General features: G+C 71.7%; 12 protein-coding genes and 2 pseudogenes. 11 read left to right on the top strand and 3 right to left on the bottom strand.

Going from position 1 to position 16019, the window contains the following annotated elements:
* Positions 1-23: 23 nt before the first annotated feature.
* Positions 24-1226: an amino acid deaminase/aldolase gene (locus tag ACZ7M7_RS25585; RefSeq protein WP_472120526.1), complete on the bottom strand. Its 1203-nt coding sequence runs from the start codon at positions 1224-1226 to the stop codon at positions 24-26.
* A 280-nt stretch (positions 1227-1506) separates the two neighbouring features.
* Here ACZ7M7_RS25585 and ACZ7M7_RS25590 point away from each other — a divergent pair, with 280 nt between their 5' ends.
* Together ACZ7M7_RS25590 and mycP are read left to right on the top strand one after the other, a co-directional pair.
* Positions 1507-3240, top strand: a complete 1734-nt coding sequence (locus tag ACZ7M7_RS25590; protein WP_472120528.1) for a hypothetical protein — start codon at positions 1507-1509, stop codon at positions 3238-3240.
* 56 nt (positions 3241-3296) lie between these two features.
* Positions 3297-4508, top strand: coding sequence for a type VII secretion-associated serine protease mycosin (gene mycP, locus ACZ7M7_RS25595; RefSeq protein WP_451171683.1), 1212 nt, complete (start codon positions 3297-3299; stop codon positions 4506-4508).
* Between the two features lie 3 nt (positions 4509-4511).
* Here the strand turns inward: mycP and ACZ7M7_RS25600 are convergent.
* Positions 4512-5417: pseudogene (locus ACZ7M7_RS25600) on the bottom strand (serine hydrolase); the annotation flags it as partial.
* A gap of 148 nt (positions 5418-5565) precedes the next feature.
* Here ACZ7M7_RS25600 and ACZ7M7_RS25605 point away from each other — a divergent pair.
* The gene (locus ACZ7M7_RS25605) at positions 5566-6297 is read left to right on the top strand and encodes an SseB family protein (protein ID WP_472120530.1); all 732 of its coding nucleotides are present in this window, start codon (positions 5566-5568) and stop codon (positions 6295-6297) included.
* A gap of 22 nt (positions 6298-6319) precedes the next feature.
* Here the strand turns inward: ACZ7M7_RS25605 and ACZ7M7_RS25610 are convergent, their stop codons facing one another.
* Positions 6320-6688 carry a DUF1844 domain-containing protein gene (locus tag ACZ7M7_RS25610; RefSeq protein ID WP_383607729.1) on the bottom strand — a complete coding sequence of 123 codons (369 nt, stop codon included), beginning with the start codon at positions 6686-6688 and terminating at the stop codon, positions 6320-6322.
* Between the two features lie 367 nt (positions 6689-7055).
* On the opposite strand from ACZ7M7_RS25610, the pseudogene infC reads away from it, so the two are divergent.
* The 8 genes and pseudogenes from infC (at position 7056) to ACZ7M7_RS25650 (ending at position 15758) form a co-directional block, all read left to right on the top strand.
* A pseudogene (gene infC / locus ACZ7M7_RS25615) lies at positions 7056-7755 on the top strand (translation initiation factor IF-3).
* Positions 7756-7865: 110 nt separating this feature from the next.
* The gene (rpmI, locus tag ACZ7M7_RS25620) at positions 7866-8060 is read left to right on the top strand and encodes a 50S ribosomal protein L35 (protein ID WP_003977225.1); all 195 of its coding nucleotides are present in this window, start codon (positions 7866-7868) and stop codon (positions 8058-8060) included.
* Between the two features lie 101 nt (positions 8061-8161).
* Entirely contained in the window at positions 8162-8545 is a 384-nt protein-coding gene (gene rplT / locus ACZ7M7_RS25625; RefSeq protein WP_006141703.1) for a 50S ribosomal protein L20, read from the top strand.
* Between the two features lie 101 nt (positions 8546-8646).
* Positions 8647-9495 (top strand): TrmH family RNA methyltransferase, encoded by an 849-nt coding sequence (locus ACZ7M7_RS25630; RefSeq protein ID WP_472120533.1) that lies wholly within the window; start codon positions 8647-8649, stop codon positions 9493-9495.
* A gap of 53 nt (positions 9496-9548) precedes the next feature.
* Positions 9549-10685 carry a sensor histidine kinase gene (locus ACZ7M7_RS25635; RefSeq protein WP_472120535.1) on the top strand — a complete coding sequence of 379 codons (1137 nt, stop codon included), beginning with the start codon at positions 9549-9551 and terminating at the stop codon, positions 10683-10685.
* Positions 10686-10832: 147 nt separating this feature from the next.
* The gene (gene pheS, locus ACZ7M7_RS25640) at positions 10833-11954 is read left to right on the top strand and encodes a phenylalanine--tRNA ligase subunit alpha (protein WP_383607732.1); all 1122 of its coding nucleotides are present in this window, start codon (positions 10833-10835) and stop codon (positions 11952-11954) included.
* Positions 11954-14467, top strand: a complete 2514-nt coding sequence (gene pheT, locus ACZ7M7_RS25645) for a phenylalanine--tRNA ligase subunit beta (RefSeq protein WP_383629227.1) — start codon at positions 11954-11956, stop codon at positions 14465-14467. The genes pheS and pheT overlap by 1 nt, the downstream gene beginning before the upstream one ends.
* A gap of 223 nt (positions 14468-14690) precedes the next feature.
* A complete protein-coding gene (locus ACZ7M7_RS25650; RefSeq protein WP_472120538.1) occupies positions 14691-15758 on the top strand; it encodes a PP2C family protein-serine/threonine phosphatase in 1068 nt (355 codons plus the stop codon).
* Positions 15759-16019 lie beyond the last annotated feature (261 nt).

The following is a 16019-nucleotide window of genomic DNA, read 5'->3' on the forward strand; positions in this document are numbered from 1 at the left end:
CACCGCCGCCGGGGCGGTCCGGCTCACAGGAAGGTGTGCCCCTCACCCCGATACGTCGGCACGGTCCCCGTCACCGTGTCGCCCTCGACGAGATGCAGCGTGTCGAACCGCTCGCACAGCTCACCGGCCTTGGCGTGCCGGAACCACACCTTGTCGCCGAGCAGGAGATCGTCGGCGGGGGAGCCGAGCAGCGGCGTCTGCACCTCGCCGGGCCCCTCCTGAGGGTCGTACCGCAGGCCCTCCGGCAGATACGGCACCGGCAGCCGGTCGCTCCCCGCCGCACCCGAGGCCGGGTAGCCGCCGCCGAGGACGGTCACCACCCCGACCCCCGGCCGGCGCACGACGGGCTGGGCGAACAGCGCGGCCGGTCGCCCGCTGAAGGACGTGTAGTTGTCGAACAGCCGCGGTACGTAAAGCCCCGACCCGGCCCCGATCTCCGTGACGCAGTCCTCGGCGGCCGTGAACTGCACACTGCCGGTCCCGCCGCCGTTGACGAACTCCAGCCCCGGGGCCACGGCCCGGACGGCCCGCACCACCTCGGCGCGCCGCTCGGCGAGTTCCCGGCGGGCGGCGGCCTGCATCAGCCGTACGCCACGCGACCGCAGCGGCCGCCCCGCCAGGGCGTCCCCGACCCCGGCGACGTGCCCCTCGTACGCCATGATCCCGACCACGTCGAAGCCCGGCCGCCGGGCGACGGCACGGGCCATGTCGGCGACCTGGGCGGGGGAGTGCAGCGGCGAACGCCGGGCGCCGACGCGCACCCGGCCGCCGAACAGCTTCAGCGAGGTGTCCAACTCCAGACAGACCCGCACCACTTCCTGCCCGCCGTCCCGGGCCTCGTCGATGAGCCGCAGCTGAGCCGGGTCGTCGATCATCACGGTGACGGCGGAGGCGAGCTTGGGATCACCCGTCAGCTCGGCGAACCCGGCGCGGTCGGCGGACGGATAGGCCAGCAGGACATCGTCGAACCCGGAGCGGGCCAGCCACAGGGACTCGGCGAGGGTGAAGGACATCACACCCGCGAAGCCGTCCCTCGCGAGGACGCGTTCGAGCAGGGCCCGGCAGCGTACGGACTTGCTGGCGACCCTGATCGGCTTCCCGCCGGCCCGGCGGAGCAAATCGTCGGCGTTGGCGTCGAAGGCGTCCAGGTCCACGATCGCGAGAGGGGCGTCGAGATGGGCGGTGGCCCGGTCGTAACGGGCCCGGTCGGCGGCGCGCGCAGTCATGAACGAAGCCTGCCATGCAGGATTACCGCAGGGTAGGGGGATGTTCCGGGCAGATGCACACGGGGTCCCGGACTGGTTCCCGTTCGCCCAGGATCAACCCGTAGAGTGACGCGCACGCATGTGGGGAACACCCCCGGCCGCACGGCACGCCGGGATGACGCTCCATCTGTGCGGGTATGCGTGCCTGGTCGGACGAGTCCGCGCCGGGCCAGGCACAGGGAAAAAGGCACGACGGTCCCGCGTACCAGGACGGGCCCGGACACGAGGAAACGGGGGGTGCATGAGCACGGAAGCACGGCGTGCCCCCATCCCTCCGCCCCCCTCGACACCGCCGCCGCCCGCCACCCCGCCCCGCCCGTCGACCCCGCCGAGACCCGCGGAGCCACCGACGTCCGCAGACACACAGGGTGAGCAGCAGGACGGCGGCCCCGCCGCCTCCGGCGCGCAGCCCCTCCAGACCCCGAGCACCGTTGCGACGGCCCCGCCGCCCCGGGCCTCGGCACGCTTCCCGGACACCCCGCCGACGGCCGGACGCCGGGAAAGCGGCGGAACGCCGCACCGCGAGAGCGCGCCCGGCGACACCCCGCCCCGCGCGCCCGAGCGTCCCGCCCCGCCCCGCGCGCCCGAGCGTCCCGCCCCGCCCCGCCGCACGGCGGCCCCCGCGGAAACGGCGGCGGAGACCACCTTCAGACTCCGCCCGATCCGAACGACCCCGCCCGCATCGCCGGAGCAGGGCAACCGTCCGTACGCCGAACGCCCCCAGCCGACCGAGCCTCCGCAGGCGGGCTCCGGCCGGGCACAGGGTTCTGCGGGCACGTCCCCGCACTCGGCCACCGCCGCCACGCAGGGCCCCGGGCCCATGCCCCCGCACGCGGCTCCCAGCCCCGCGCAGAGTTCCGTCGGCATGCCCCCCAAGCCCGCCACCCGTCCCGGATCCACCCCCGGCGAGCCCCCTCGCCGCGCCGCTTCCGTCCCGCTGCCCCCGCAGCGTCCCGCACACCGGCCCTCGGCAGGAGACGGGTCGGAGGCACGTGGATACGCGGCCTCGGCCCCCGCCGGGTCCTCGCCCGGCACCCAGCACTCCACGCACACCGGCCCCGTCACGAACGGTCACGGGTCCGCCGCGTTCCCGCCGGACCCCTCCCTCTCCTGGAGTGCCCCGATGGCGCCGGGCGGGACCCCGGGGACCGGGCGGCCGGTCGTGTCGTTCGGGCAGCCCGAGGGGTACGACGAGCAGGCGCGACCGCGGCCCCTGGGGCTGCGGATCCGGCCGCGGGTCGCCGTGGCGGCCGCCTGTGTCGTGCTGGGACTGGGTCTCATCGGCGGGGCGGTGACCGGGAGTTGGCTGATCGGCGACTCCGGGGACGGCGGCACAAAGGACACCTTCGCCGCGGCCGGAAGCCTCTGGCACAGCGTTCCCGTCGACCAGCTGTTCCCGCCCACCGTGATCGGGCGGGGCGCCGGTCCCGGTGGCGCCGACCGGACCTGGACGCGGATCGCGGTGGCTCCCGACACGGGCTGCGCGAAAGCCTTCGACCCGCTCCTGCGCAAGGCCCTGTCCACCGTCGGCTGCGAGCGCCTCCTGCGCGCCACCTACATCGACGCCACCCAGAGCTACGTCACGACGGTCGGCCTGCTCTTCACCACGGCCGACGCCACCGCCATGCGCTCGCTCGACACCCGCTTCACCAAAGAGGGCCTCGACCGCCGTACGGACCTGATGCCCCGCTCCTACGCCGCGAAGGGCACCCCGGCCGCCGGATTCGGCGACGAACAGCGTGCCTCCTGGACCGTCTCCGTCCTCACCGACGCCCCCGTCGTCGTCTACGCCGTCTCCGGCTGGGCCGACGACCGCACCGTCGACGAGCCCGAGCCCGCCAGGCAGGCCATGGAGTCCGGCGACACCACGGCCGTCGCCCAGGCCGGCCTCGGCCACGAGGCACAGGGTCTCGCCGACCGCGTCGAACGCTCCCTGCGCAAGAACGTCGGCACGTCCACGGAGCAGCCGTCATGAACACCGGCGACAACGCCGGTACGAGCACCGGTACGAGGACCGACATGAGCACCGGCATGAACAGTGCGGCGGCCGGGGCCGTGACCAGGACTGTGAAGACCTTCCTGACCCGCCGGACCGGCTCCCTCGCCGTCCTCCTCGGCGCCTGCCTCGCCGTCCTGCCTCCGACCGCCGCGCACGCCGACTCCATACGAGCCCAGCAGTGGGCCCTGGACGCCATGCACACCGAGGAGGCCTGGCAGACCACCAAGGGCAAGGGCATCACTGTCGCCGTCCTCGACACCGGCGTCGAGGCCGACCACCCCGACCTGGCCGGCAACGTCCTCGAGGGCAAGGACATGGTCGGCTTCGGAGCCGAGCGCGGCGACCGCGCCTGGGCCCGGCACGGCACCGCGATGGCCGGCATCATCGCCGGGCACGGACACGGGGCGGGCAACGGCGACGGCGTCATGGGCATCGCGCCCGAGGCCGCCATCCTCCCCGTCCGCGTCATCCTGGAGGACGGCGACCCCGCCCGCGCCAAGGCCCGCAGCAGCCGCGGCAACGCCCTCGCCGAAGGCATCCGCTGGGCCGCCGACCACGGCGCCGACGTCATCAACCTCTCCCTCGGAGACGACTCCAAGTCCGCCCACCCCGAGGCCGGCGAGGACGAGGCCGTCCAGTACGCCCTGAAGAAGGGCTCCGTCGTCGTCGCCTCGGCGGGCAACGGCGGCGAGAAGGGCGACCACATCTCCTACCCGGCCGCCTACCCGGGCGTCATCGCCGCCACCGCCGTCGACAAGTTCGGCACCCGCGCCTCCTTCTCCACCCGCCGCTGGTACGCCACCGTCAGCGCCCCCGGCGTCAACGTCGTCATCGCGGACCCCGACCACAAGTACTACGAGGGCTGGGGCACGAGCGCCGCGGCCGCCTTCGTCTCCGGAGCCGTGGCCCTGGTCAAGGCCGCCCACCCCGGCCTGACCCCGGCCCAGATCAAGAAGCTCCTCGAGGACACGGCACGCAACGCCCCCGCCGACGGCCGCGACGACTCCCGCGGCTACGGCTTCATAGACCCGGCCGCCGCCATCAAGGAGGCCTCCCGCATGGAGCGGAAGAAGCTTCAGCCGGCGGCGTACGGCGAGGAGTACTTCGGCTCGGGTCCCGACGCCTCCGAGTCGGGGGACGACGCGTCGAGCTGGACGGCCCCGCTGGCGGGCGGCGCCGGCGGCCTGCTGCTGGTCTCGGCGGTCGTGGTGTGGCGCGGCCGACGCGGACGCCGCGACTTCTAGCCGAAACACCGACACCGCCGCCCCGGCCGCCGCCTCGACCAGCGAAATCCCCTTCGCCTTCGTCGAGTTGCCGTCGGACAGCACCGCCACCAGATACGCGCGGCCGTCCACCGTCACCCGCCCGATGCTGTTGACGTCCCACAGCCCGGTGGCGGTGCGCGGCAGCCAGCCGTTCTTCAACGCCCACGCGGAGCCGTCCGCCACGGCCGACACCCCCCACTGCTGGTCGACGGCGATGTCCCCCATCAGCTCCCGCAGATATGCCCGCGAAGCCTCGTTCAGCTCCGAGTCCTCCCCGAACACCTGCTGCAACAGCCGGAGTTGATCGTCGGCGATGGTCTGCGTCAGCCCCCACAGCATCCCGTCACCGCCCTCGGTCCCGGTGAGCCCGAGCCGCTCGTTCGCGGCGTCCAGCCCCTGTGCCTCCCCGATCGCCCGCCACAGCTCCGATGCGGAGGCGTTGTCGCTCTTCTCGATCATCGCGGTCGCGTACGACTTCTCAGCCGCCGTCAGCTGCCGCCCCGCGTCCTGCGCCTGGAGCAGCAGCGCCGCCAGAATGTCGACCTTGACGATGCTTGCCGTGTCGAAGGCACCGTCCCCGTACGAAGCGCTCTCACCGGACGTCATGTCCAGCACCGCCACCGACACCTGGACGCCTTCGGGGACGTCCACCGCCTCCATGGCCGTCGCCAGCAGCCCGTCGAAGTCCACCGTCGGCTGCGCCGCAGGTTTCACCGAAGCCTCCTCGCTCGCCGACGGCGTCGCGGCCGACGATACGGCGCTCGTGCCGGAGTGTGCCCGCGCCTGCACGTACACGGTCCCGGTGGCTGTGGCACCCACAACGGCGATCGTGGCGAGGGCGCCGTACAGCAGCGAGCGGCGGCCGCGGCGGGCTCTGGAGGACTCCATCCCGCGATCGTCGAGGCGGCGACTGTGCGGGCCGTTAGACGGACGTTAGATGTGTGTCAGGGAAGACTGAGAATCCGGTGAGGGCGTCACAGCGAGGTTTCCGGGGCCGCACAAGCGCAGCAGCATCCCCCCGATAGGGTCGGTGACCGTGGCGAACAAGAACATTCCCGACTCCGGCTTCTCCGACGACGACGGCACCGCCGACCCCCGGCTGAGCGCCGCCCTCGCCGACTGGGCCGCGGACCGCGCCGCAGAGGGCCCGGTCCTGGAGGCCCTGAAGGACGCGCGGCTGCTCGTCCCCGTCGTGGCCGTGCTCGGCGAGGTCGAGGAGGACGAGAACGGGCTGCGCCGCGAGAAGACCAGTGACATGGCCGTGCCGACGCTGAAGGCCGGCGAGCGCACCGCCCTGCCCGCCTTCACCTCCACCGAGTCGCTCGCCCGCTGGGACCCGGCGGCCCGGCCCGTCGCCGTACCCCTGCGCCAGGCCCTGCAGGCCGCGGCGCACGAGAAGGCGGACACGATCGTGCTGGACATGGCCGGCCCGGTGCCGTTCGAACTGTCGGGGCGCTCGCTGCTGGCGCTCGCCGAGGGCCGTACGACGACCGACCCGCTCACCGACCCGGCCGTCCTGGCGGCCGTGCGTGCCGCCGTCGCCGCCGAGCCCGCCGTCCTGCGTGCCCACCTCGGCCCGGGGCAGGCCGACGGCACCCTGGCCCTCGTACTGGATCCGTCCGTACCCCCGGCCCAGGCCGCGCGGGCGGTGGCGGAGCGCCTCGCCGGCGACGCAACACTGAGGGCCCGCCTGGTGCACGGCCTCGACCTGGCACTGCTGCCGGCCGAGGCGACGCCACCGGGCGAGCCCTTGTTCGTACGCGGATGAGGCGGACGGACCCGCCGCCGGGCTAGCCGTAGATCGGGCCGGTGTACTTCTCGCCCGGGCCCTGGCCCGGCTCGTCCGGGACGATCGACGCCTCGCGGAAGGCCAGCTGCAGCGACTTCAGACCGTCGCGCAGCGGCGCCGCGTGGAACGAGCTGATCTCGGTCGCGCTCGCGTCCAGCAGACCGGCGAGGGCGTGCACCAGCTTGCGTGCCTCGTCCAGGTCCTTGTAGCTGTCGCCCTCCTCGGTCAGACCGAGCTTCACGGCGGCGGCGCTCATCAGGTTGACGGCGACCGTCACGATCACCTCGACCGCCGGGACCTCGGCGATGTCGCGGGTCATCTCGTTGAAGTCGGGCTGCTCGGCGGAGCCGGAGGGGGAGGTCTCACTCATGCCTGACACGATAGGTGCCGTGGCGGCCAGGCCCCCAGTTGGCCTCGGTTAGCCCTTCCCTTCCGGAGCTGCTAACCTTGTGTGACGACCGGCTGGACGACCCATGAGCAGTAAGGGTGTCCGGCCCACAAGTGGAGGCTCCGATCTCCCACCTGATCGTCCCCAGGGACGGCGGGTCACCCCGGTCAGGCGGCCACCATCGTTCCGTACGGACGATGGAGTCGCCCGAATGTGCGCCCCGCGGCCATCGCGGCGGTGCTCCGGTAGTGCTTAGGAGCCCCGCCTGTGATCGTCCGGGGCATTTTTTGTGCTTCGGCGCGGTTAGGTCTGTCTAACAGAGACATACGCGGCTGTCCGCCAGACCGCCGTGTGGTGCTAACCGAGGAGGATCCATCAGCGCCGAGCCCCGCATCAACGACCGGATTCGCGTTCCCGAGGTGCGACTTGTCGGTCCCAGTGGCGAGCAGGTGGGCATTGTCCCGCTGGCCAAGGCACTGGAGCTTGCGCAGGAGTACGACCTGGACCTGGTCGAGGTCGCGGCGAACGCCCGTCCGCCCGTGTGCAAGCTCATGGACTACGGGAAGTTCAAGTACGAGTCGGCCATGAAGGCCCGTGAGGCGCGCAAGAACCAGGCGCACACGGTCATCAAGGAGATGAAGCTCCGGCCGAAGATCGACCCGCACGACTATGACACCAAGAAGGGTCACGTCGTCCGGTTCCTCAAGCAGGGCGACAAGGTCAAGATCACGATCATGTTCCGTGGTCGCGAGCAGTCCCGGCCCGAGCTGGGCTACCGACTGCTGCAGCGGCTCGCGACGGACGTCGAGGACCTCGGGTTCGTGGAGTCGAACCCGAAGCAGGACGGCCGCAACATGATCATGGTTCTCGGTCCGCACAAGAAGAAGACCGAGGCGATGGCCGAGGCCCGCCAGGCTCAGGAAGCCCGCAAGGCAGACGCGAAGGCCAACCCCGGCAAGTCGCAGAACGCTGCGGAGTCCGAGGACGCCGCGGAGTCCGAGGACGCCGTGGATACCGAGGCACCTGCCGAGGCTTCCGCCGAGGCGTGATCCCGGGGGACGCGAGTCCCCAGGACGTAACCGATACAACAGCGACGTTCCACCGTGCCCGGTTTCACGACCGGGCACCGGAACGCCACCGACGAGGAGAGAACGGCGCTATGCCGAAGAACAAGTCGCACAGCGGTGCCAGCAAGCGCTTCAAGATCACCGGCTCCGGCAAGGTGCTCCGTGAGCGTGCCGGCAAGCGCCACCTGCTCGAGCACAAGTCGTCCCGCGTGACGCGCCGCCTGACCGGCAACGCCGAGATGGCCCCGGGCGACGCCGCGAAGATCAAGAAGCTTCTCGGCAAGTGACATCGCGGCGCGGAACGACTTCGCGCCTGATCTCTGACCGGGACCCAATCGATACCGGGTCGTGTGAGTCCAACCGCGGCCCCGCTACAAGGAGTTAAAAAGTGGCACGCGTCAAGCGGGCAGTGAACGCCCACAAGAAGCGCCGGGCGATCCTCGAGCAGGCCTCCGGCTACCGCGGTCAGCGTTCGCGCCTGTACCGCAAGGCCAAGGAGCAGGTCACCCACTCGCTGGTCTACAACTACAACGACCGCAAGAAGCGCAAGGGTGACTTCCGCCAGCTGTGGATCCAGCGCATCAACGCCGCTGCCCGCGCCAACGGCATCACGTACAACCGCTTCATCCAGGGTCTGAAGGCCGCCAACGTCGAGGTCGACCGCAAGATCCTCGCCGAGCTGGCCGTCAACGACGCGAACGCGTTCGCCGCGCTCGTCGAGGTCGCCCAGAAGGCGCTGCCGTCGGACGTCAACGCCCCCAAGGCGGCCTGACGACGACGCTCGGCCCAGCCGAAGTGACTGAGGGACCCGCAGGCCGAGAAGGTCTGCGGGTTCCGCTGTGTCCGCGAACCTCAGAACTCCAAGGTGAACCCATGCCCCCCGCCACCCCTGAGCTGATCTCCCCCCGCTCCCCCCGGGTCCTGGCCGCCCGGCGGCTGGCCAAGCGGAACTTCCGGGGCAAGGAGCGGCTGTTCCTCGCGGAGGGGCCGCAGGCCGTGCGGGAGGCGGCCGGGCACCACGGCACGCTGATCGAGCTGTTCGCCACGCTCGACGCCGCCGAGCGGTACGCCGACATCGTGGGGGAGGCCCGGGACGCGGGCGCCCGTGTCCACCTCGCCTCCGAGCAGGTCATCGCGGACGTCTCGACCACCGTCACGCCTCAGGGGCTCGTCGGTGTCTGCCGGTTCATCGACACCCCCTTCGAGGAGATCCTCGCCGCCCGGCCCAAGCTCGTCGCCGTGCTCGCGAACGTACGGGACCCCGGGAACGCCGGGACCGTGCTGCGGTGCGCCGACGCCGCCGGCGCCGAGGCGGTCGTCCTCACCGACGCGTCCGTCGATCTCTACAACCCCAAGGCCGTACGAGCCTCCGTCGGATCGCTGTTCCACCTTCCCGTCGCCGTCGGCGTGCCCGTCGAGCGGGCCGTGGCCGGGCTCAAGGACGCAGGCGTGCGGATCCTCGCCGCCGACGGGGCCGGTACGGACGATCTCGACGACGAGCTCGACAAGGGCAGCATGGGCGGGCCGACCGCCTGGGTGTTCGGGAACGAGGCCTGGGGGCTTCCGGAGGAGACGCGGGCGCTGGCCGACGCCGTCGTGCGCGTCCCGATCCACGGGAAGGCCGAGAGTCTGAACCTCGCGACCGCCGCAGCCGTATGTCTCTACGCATCGGCCCGTGCACAGCGCGCCTCCGCAGGGTGCCGCACCGTCACCGAAGGCTAGTAGGGTGACCAGTTCGGGGGCCCCTCAGCCGTCGTGAGAGGTGGGGTACGGGGATGAGTGTCGGCACGAGCAGCGCACCGGGGGCACGTGAGGTGCGGCGGCCGTCCGCGTCCCGGCCCGGTGATCTCGCCGAGCTCGGTATCGATCCCGACGACCTGCCCGACGGCCTTGTCGTCGCCGACGAGCACGGGCACGTCATCTGCTTCAACGCCGCCGCCGAGCGCATCACGGCCGTCCGCGCCGCCGACGCCCTCGGGCAGCGGCTGGAGAAGGCGCTGCCGTTAGAGGACCTGGAGGGGCGGCGCTGGTGGCAGCTGACGGATCCGTACGGCGGGCTCGCCATTCGCCGTCGGCAGCCCGAGCGCAATCTCCTCCTGCCCGGCGGTCGGGAGGTGCTCGTCTCGGTGCGGTACGTGCGTGGCGAGCCGACCGGGCCCGTCCGCCGCATCGTCGTCTCCCTGCGTGACACCGAGGCCCGCCGCCGCACCGAGCGCAGTCACGCGGAGCTGATCGCCACCGTCGCGCACGAACTGCGCTCGCCGCTCACCTCCGTCAAGGGCTTCACGGCCACGCTCCTGGCCAAGTGGGCACGGTTCACCGACGACCAGAAGCGGCTGATGCTGGAGACCGTCGACGCCGACGCCGACCGGGTCACCCGGCTCATCGCCGAGCTGCTCGACATCTCCCGCATCGACTCCGGCCGCCTCGAGGTGCGCCGCCAGCCCGTCGACATAGGCGCGGCCGTCGGGCGGCACATCCAGGCGTACGTCGCCGCCGGCCAGCCCGCCGACCGGTTCCTGCTGCGCGTCGAGCAGCCGCTGCCCGCCCTGTGGGCCGACCCCGACAAGATCGACCAGGTGCTCAGCAACCTCATCGAAAATGCCGTGCGGCACGGCGACGGAACGGTCACCATTGACATCACGGCCACGGCGTCCCCCCGCGAGGGCGAGGACACCGGCACGTCGGTCACGGTGAGCGACGAGGGGCCCGGCATCCCGGAGGAGTCCATGAACCGCGTCTTCACCCGCTTCTGGCGGGGTAGCAAGCGCGGCGGCACGGGCCTCGGGCTCTACATCGTCAAGGGCATCGTCGAAGCTCACGGTGGCGCCATTGAGGTCGGCCGCGCCCCCGGCGGTGGCGCGCAGTTCCGATTTACGTTGCCCGTGGCGGCACCGGCGTATCTCACCTGAGATCCCGCCCCGGCCCCACGGGCGCATTCGCATTCCTCAACCCCGTTAGACTCGGCCTTTGGCACCTTTGTGTCCCAAAAACCGTGACGATCTGTCCACGAGTCGGTACGGGGACCTTCAGCCAGCCAATCGGAAGCACGGGAAGAGATGTCGGCACCGAATAAGTCGTACGACCCTGTCGAGGTCGAGGCGTTGAAACCGGAAGAGATCGAGCGCATGCGGGACGAGGCGCTCGCCGCCTTCGCCGCCGCGGACTCCCTCGACGCGCTCCAGGAGGCCAAGGTCGCCCACACCGGCGGCACGTCCCCGCTGGCGCTCGCCAACCGCGAGATCGGCGCCCTGCCCCCGCAGGCGAAGGCCGAGGCCGGCAAGCGCGTCGGCCAGGCCCGCGGCGCCGTGAACAAGGCGCTCGCCGGCCGTCAGGCCGAGCTGGAGGCAGAGCGGGACCAGCGCGTGCTGGTCGAGGAGGCAGTGGACGTCACGCTGCCCCACGACCGCGTACCGGCCGGCGCCCGCCACCCGCTCACCACGCTCTCGGAGCGCATCGAGGACGTCTTCGTGGCCATGGGCTACGAGGTCGCCGAGGGCCCCCAGGTAGAGGCCGAGTGGTTCAACTTCGACGCCCTCAACATCGGCCCGGACCATCCGGCGCGCGGCGAGGCCGACACGTTCTTCGTGCAGGGCCCCGACGGCGGCACCGAGTCCGGCGTCGTGCTGCGCACGCACACCTCGCCCGTCCAGATCCGCTCGCTGCTGGACCGTGAGCTGCCGGTGTACGTGATCTGCCCCGGCGTGGTCTACCGCACCGACGAGCTGGACGCCACGCACACCCCGGTCTTCCGCCAGGTCGAGCTGCTGGCCGTGGACGAGGGCCTGACCATGGCCGACCTCAAGGGCACCATGGACCACATGGTCCAGGCCCTGTTCGGCGAGGGCATGAAGACCCGGCTCAGGCCGAACTTCTTCCCGTTCACCGAGCCGTCCGCCGAGATGGACATGGTCTGCTACGTCTGCCGCGGCGAGTCCGTCGGCAACCCCGACCGGCCCTGCCGTACCTGCTCCTCCGAGGGCTGGATCGAGCTCGGCGGCTGCGGCATGGTCAACCCGCGGGTGCTGAAGGCCTGCGGCGTCGACCCGGAGAAGTACAGCGGCTTCGCCTTCGGGTTCGGCATCGAGCGGATGCTGATGTTCCGCCACAACGTCGAAGACATGCGAGACATGGTCGAGGGTGACGTCCGGTTCACCCGGCCGTTCGGGATGGAGATCTGATGCGGGTCCCGCTTTCTTGGCTGCGGGAGTACGTCGACCTGCCGGCGACGGAAACCGGCCGCGACGTCCAGGAGAAGCTCGTCTCGGCCGGCCTGGAGGTCGAGACCGTCGAGCATCTCGGCGCCGACCTCAAGGGCCCGCTCGTCGTCGGCCAGGTGCTGACCATCGAGGAACTGACGGAGTTCAAGAAGCCGATCCGCTTCTGCACCGTCGACGTCGGCCAGGCCAACGGCACCGGTGAGCCGCAGGAGATCGTCTGCGGTGCACGGAACTTCCAGGTCGGCGACAAGGTCGTGGTCGTCCTCCCCGGCGCCACACTGCCGGGTGGCTTCTCCATCTCCGCGCGCAAGACCTACGGCAAGACGTCCCACGGCATGATCTGCTCCAGCGACGAACTGGGCATGGGCGACGACGGCACCAAGGGCATCATCGTGCTGCCGCCGGAGACCGAGGTCGGCAAGGACGCCATCGAGCTGCTGGAACTGGTCGACGAGGTCCTGGACATCGCCGTCACCGCCAACCGCGGCGACTGCCTGTCCATCCGCGGCGTCGCCCGCGAGGCCGCCATCGGCTACGGCCTCCCGCTGCGTGACCCGGCCCTCATCGACGTGCCCGGCCCGAACGCCTACGGCTACCCGGTGCAGGTCTCCGACCCGATCGGCTGCGACCGCTTCACCGCCCGCACGGTGACCGGCCTGAGCCCCGAGGCGCGCTCCCCGATCTGGCTGCAGCGCCGCCTGCAGAAGGTCGGCATGCGCCCGATCTCGCTCGCCGTCGACATCACCAACTACGTGATGATGGAGCTCGGCCAGCCGCTGCACGCCTACGACCGCAACCTGGTCCAGGGCACCATCGGTGTGCGCCGGGCGCAGGAGGGCGAGAAGCTCGTCACCCTCGACGGCACCGAGCGCAAGCTGCACGCCGAGGACCTGGTCATCACCGACGAGCGCGGCCCGATCGGCCTCGCGGGCGTCATGGGCGGCGCCAACACCGAGATCGCCGACCACGACGATCTGGAGAACGCGTCGACCGAGGTCGTCATCGAGGCCGCCCACTTCGACCAGGTGTCGATCGCGCGCACGGCCCGCCGCCACAAGCTGTCCTCCGAGGCGTCCCGCCGCTTCGAGCGTGGCGTCGACCCGGCTGCCGCGGCGGCCGCCGCCCAGCGCACCGTCGACCTGCTGGTGCTGCTCGCGGGCGGCACCGCCGAGGGCGGTGTCACCGAGGTCGTCACGCCGTCCGCGCCGCACACCATCACCGTCCCGGCCAACCACCCGGACAAGGTCGCGGGCGTCGAGTACGGCCGCGAGACGGTCGTACGCCGGCTCCAGCAGATCGGCTGCGACGTTTACGGGCAGGACGAGCTGATCGTCACCGTGCCGTCCTGGCGACCCGACCTGCTGGAGTCGAACGACCTGGCCGAAGAGGTCATCCGCCTGGAGGGCTACGAGAACCTGCCCTCCACGCTGCCCAAGCCTCCGTCCGGCCGTGGCCTGACCCACCGTCAGCGGCTGCACCGCCGGGTCGGCCGCGTGCTGGCCGGCGCGGGCTACGTCGAGGCGCCGAACTACCCCTTCGTCAGCGAGCAGGTCTTCGACCAGCTCGGCCTGGCGGCCGACGATCCGGCCCGCCGCGTCGTGAAGCTGGTCAACCCGCTCAACGACGAGGAGCCCGCGCTGCGCACGTCGCTGCTGCCGGGTCTGCTCGGTGCGCTGCGCCGCAACGACGGCCGCGGTTCGCACGATCTGGCCCTGTTCGAGACGGGCCTGGTCTTCCAGCCGCGTGAGGAGCAGCGCGTCGCCGGGCACCTGCCGGTCGACCGCCGCCCGACCGACGAGGAGATCGCCGCGCTGAACGCCGTGCTGCCCGAGCAGCCCCGGCACGTGGCAGTCGTCCTCGCCGGTGCGCGCGAGCGGGCCGGCTGGTGGGGCAAGGGCCGTCCGGCCGACTGGGCCGACGCGGTGGAGGCGGCGCGTGCCGTCGCCCTCGAAGCGGGCGCCGAACTGACCGTGCGGGCCGGGCAGTACGGGCCGTGGCACCCGGGCCGGTGCGCCGAGCTGGCGATCACCGTCGACGGTGCGCAGCGGGTTGTCGGTCACGCCGGTGAGCTGCACCCGAGGGTGCTCAAGGCCCTACACCTTCCCGCGCGAACCTGCGCGATGGAGCTGGACCTGGACGCGCTGGAGCAGGTCGGGGACGGTACGCCGCAGGCGCCGGGCATCTCCACGTTCCCGGTCGCCACGCAGGATGTCGCCCTCGTCGTCGACAAGCCGGTGCCGGCCGCGGAGGTCGAGGCCGCGCTGCGTGAGGGGGCGGGCGTACTTCTCGAGGGGATCCGGCTGTTCGACGTGTACGTCAATGACGAGCAGCTCGGTGACGGGAAGAAGTCGCTGGCGTACGCGTTGCGCTTCCGCGCGGGGGACCGGACGCTGACCGTCGATGAGGCGTCGGCTGCCCGGGACGCCGCGGTGGCCCTCGCGGGCGAGCGGACGGGTGCGGTGCTCCGGAGTTAGTTCGCCCAAGGGGCGGGGGCTGCGGTGGTTCGGCGGCTGCGGCACAGTTGTGCCTGGTCGCGCAGTTCCCCGCGCCCCTGTCGGGGCGCGTTGCGGTCACCTCACTCAAAAGGGTGACTTCTCTGGGTGATCTGGTACTTCCGGGTCCTCTGTCGACAGAATCGGACCGGCCTTTCGGGGTCGGTCCGTCTGCGTTGTCAGGGCCTATTGGGGGGCCATCGGCATGTTCCGCATCAAGGGTCGGATTCCCCGCAAGGTGCTTGCGTGGGGGCTGCCCACCGCCTGGGGCGCGATGGCCATCACGTACAAGCTGACCTGCCCGCTCGCCCAGCAGGACAGCCTCGGTGCCCGGGTCGTCACCAGTGCCGTCTTCTTCGCCGTGGGTACGGGGCTGATCGTGCACGTCCGCCAGGCCCTGCTGCGTGAGCTCCGACAGGTGCGCAAGGTCGCCGGTGCCGCGCAGAGCGCGCTGCTGCGGCCGCTGCCCGCGCGCATCGACGGGCTGGACGTGGCCGCCGCCCAGCTCTCCGCGGATCGCAGCGCCTGTGTCGGCGGTGACCTGTACGAGGTGATCGCCACCGAACACGGCGTACGGGCGGTGATGGGCGACGTCCGAGGCCATGGCATCACCGCCATCGGCACCGTGGCGGCGGTCCTCGGCAGCTTCCGCGAGGCCGTCCACGACGAACCCGACCTGGGCCGGGTGCTGCACAGACTGGACCGGGCCCTGGCCCGCCATGTGCGCGAGAGGTGCCGGGATCCGGACAGTCCGGCCGCCGAGGAGTTCGTCACCGTACTGCTGCTGGAGATCGGGCAGGACGGCGAGATCACCGTTCTCAACTGCGGTCATCCCTGGCCCTACTTGCTGAGCGGCGGGACCGTCGAACCCCTCGCCCGAGCCGACCCCCTGCCACCCCTGGGCCTGTTCCCGCTTCCGCCCGAACCGACGCCCCTGACCTGCGGTTCACTCCTGCCCGGCGACTCGCTCGTCCTGTACACGGACGGTGTCGAGGACGCGAGGGACGCGAGAGGCCGGTTCTTCTCGCTCCAGGCGGCGCTCATCGACGTCGTGCGCAATCACACCATCACCCCGCAATCGGTCCTGCGCACACTCTTTGCAGCCCTCCTTCGCCACACGAGAGGAAGGCACGCAGACGACATAGCGCTACTGGTCCTACGGAACGACAGAACCCGCGTGCAGTGCAGCGCCCCGATAGGGGCGCGGGGAACTGCGCGACCAGCCACAACCAACCCGCAGCCGACCAACCATCTTCAGTGCAACGGCCCTTAGCCGCCCGGCGTAGCCAGCGCGGCGCCGGGGTCGCCATCCGCCCAGCCACGGAGTGTCGGGCAGGCAGCTGGGCGGACGGCGCGGATGCGGGCCGCCGCACTGTACGAGGGGGAGCCGGCGGCCCGGCCGGCCTCTTGCGAGGCATTTCAGTCAACCGGTCGGAAACTCTCCGCAACAGCGCGCGCACACTACGGATTCGCGTACTCCGTTCACACCCCGTGTGAAGCGGTTCGCACTACTCTGACGACACCGAGCCACCCG

It is taken from the genome of Streptomyces sp. NPDC111606, from assembly GCF_055656945.1.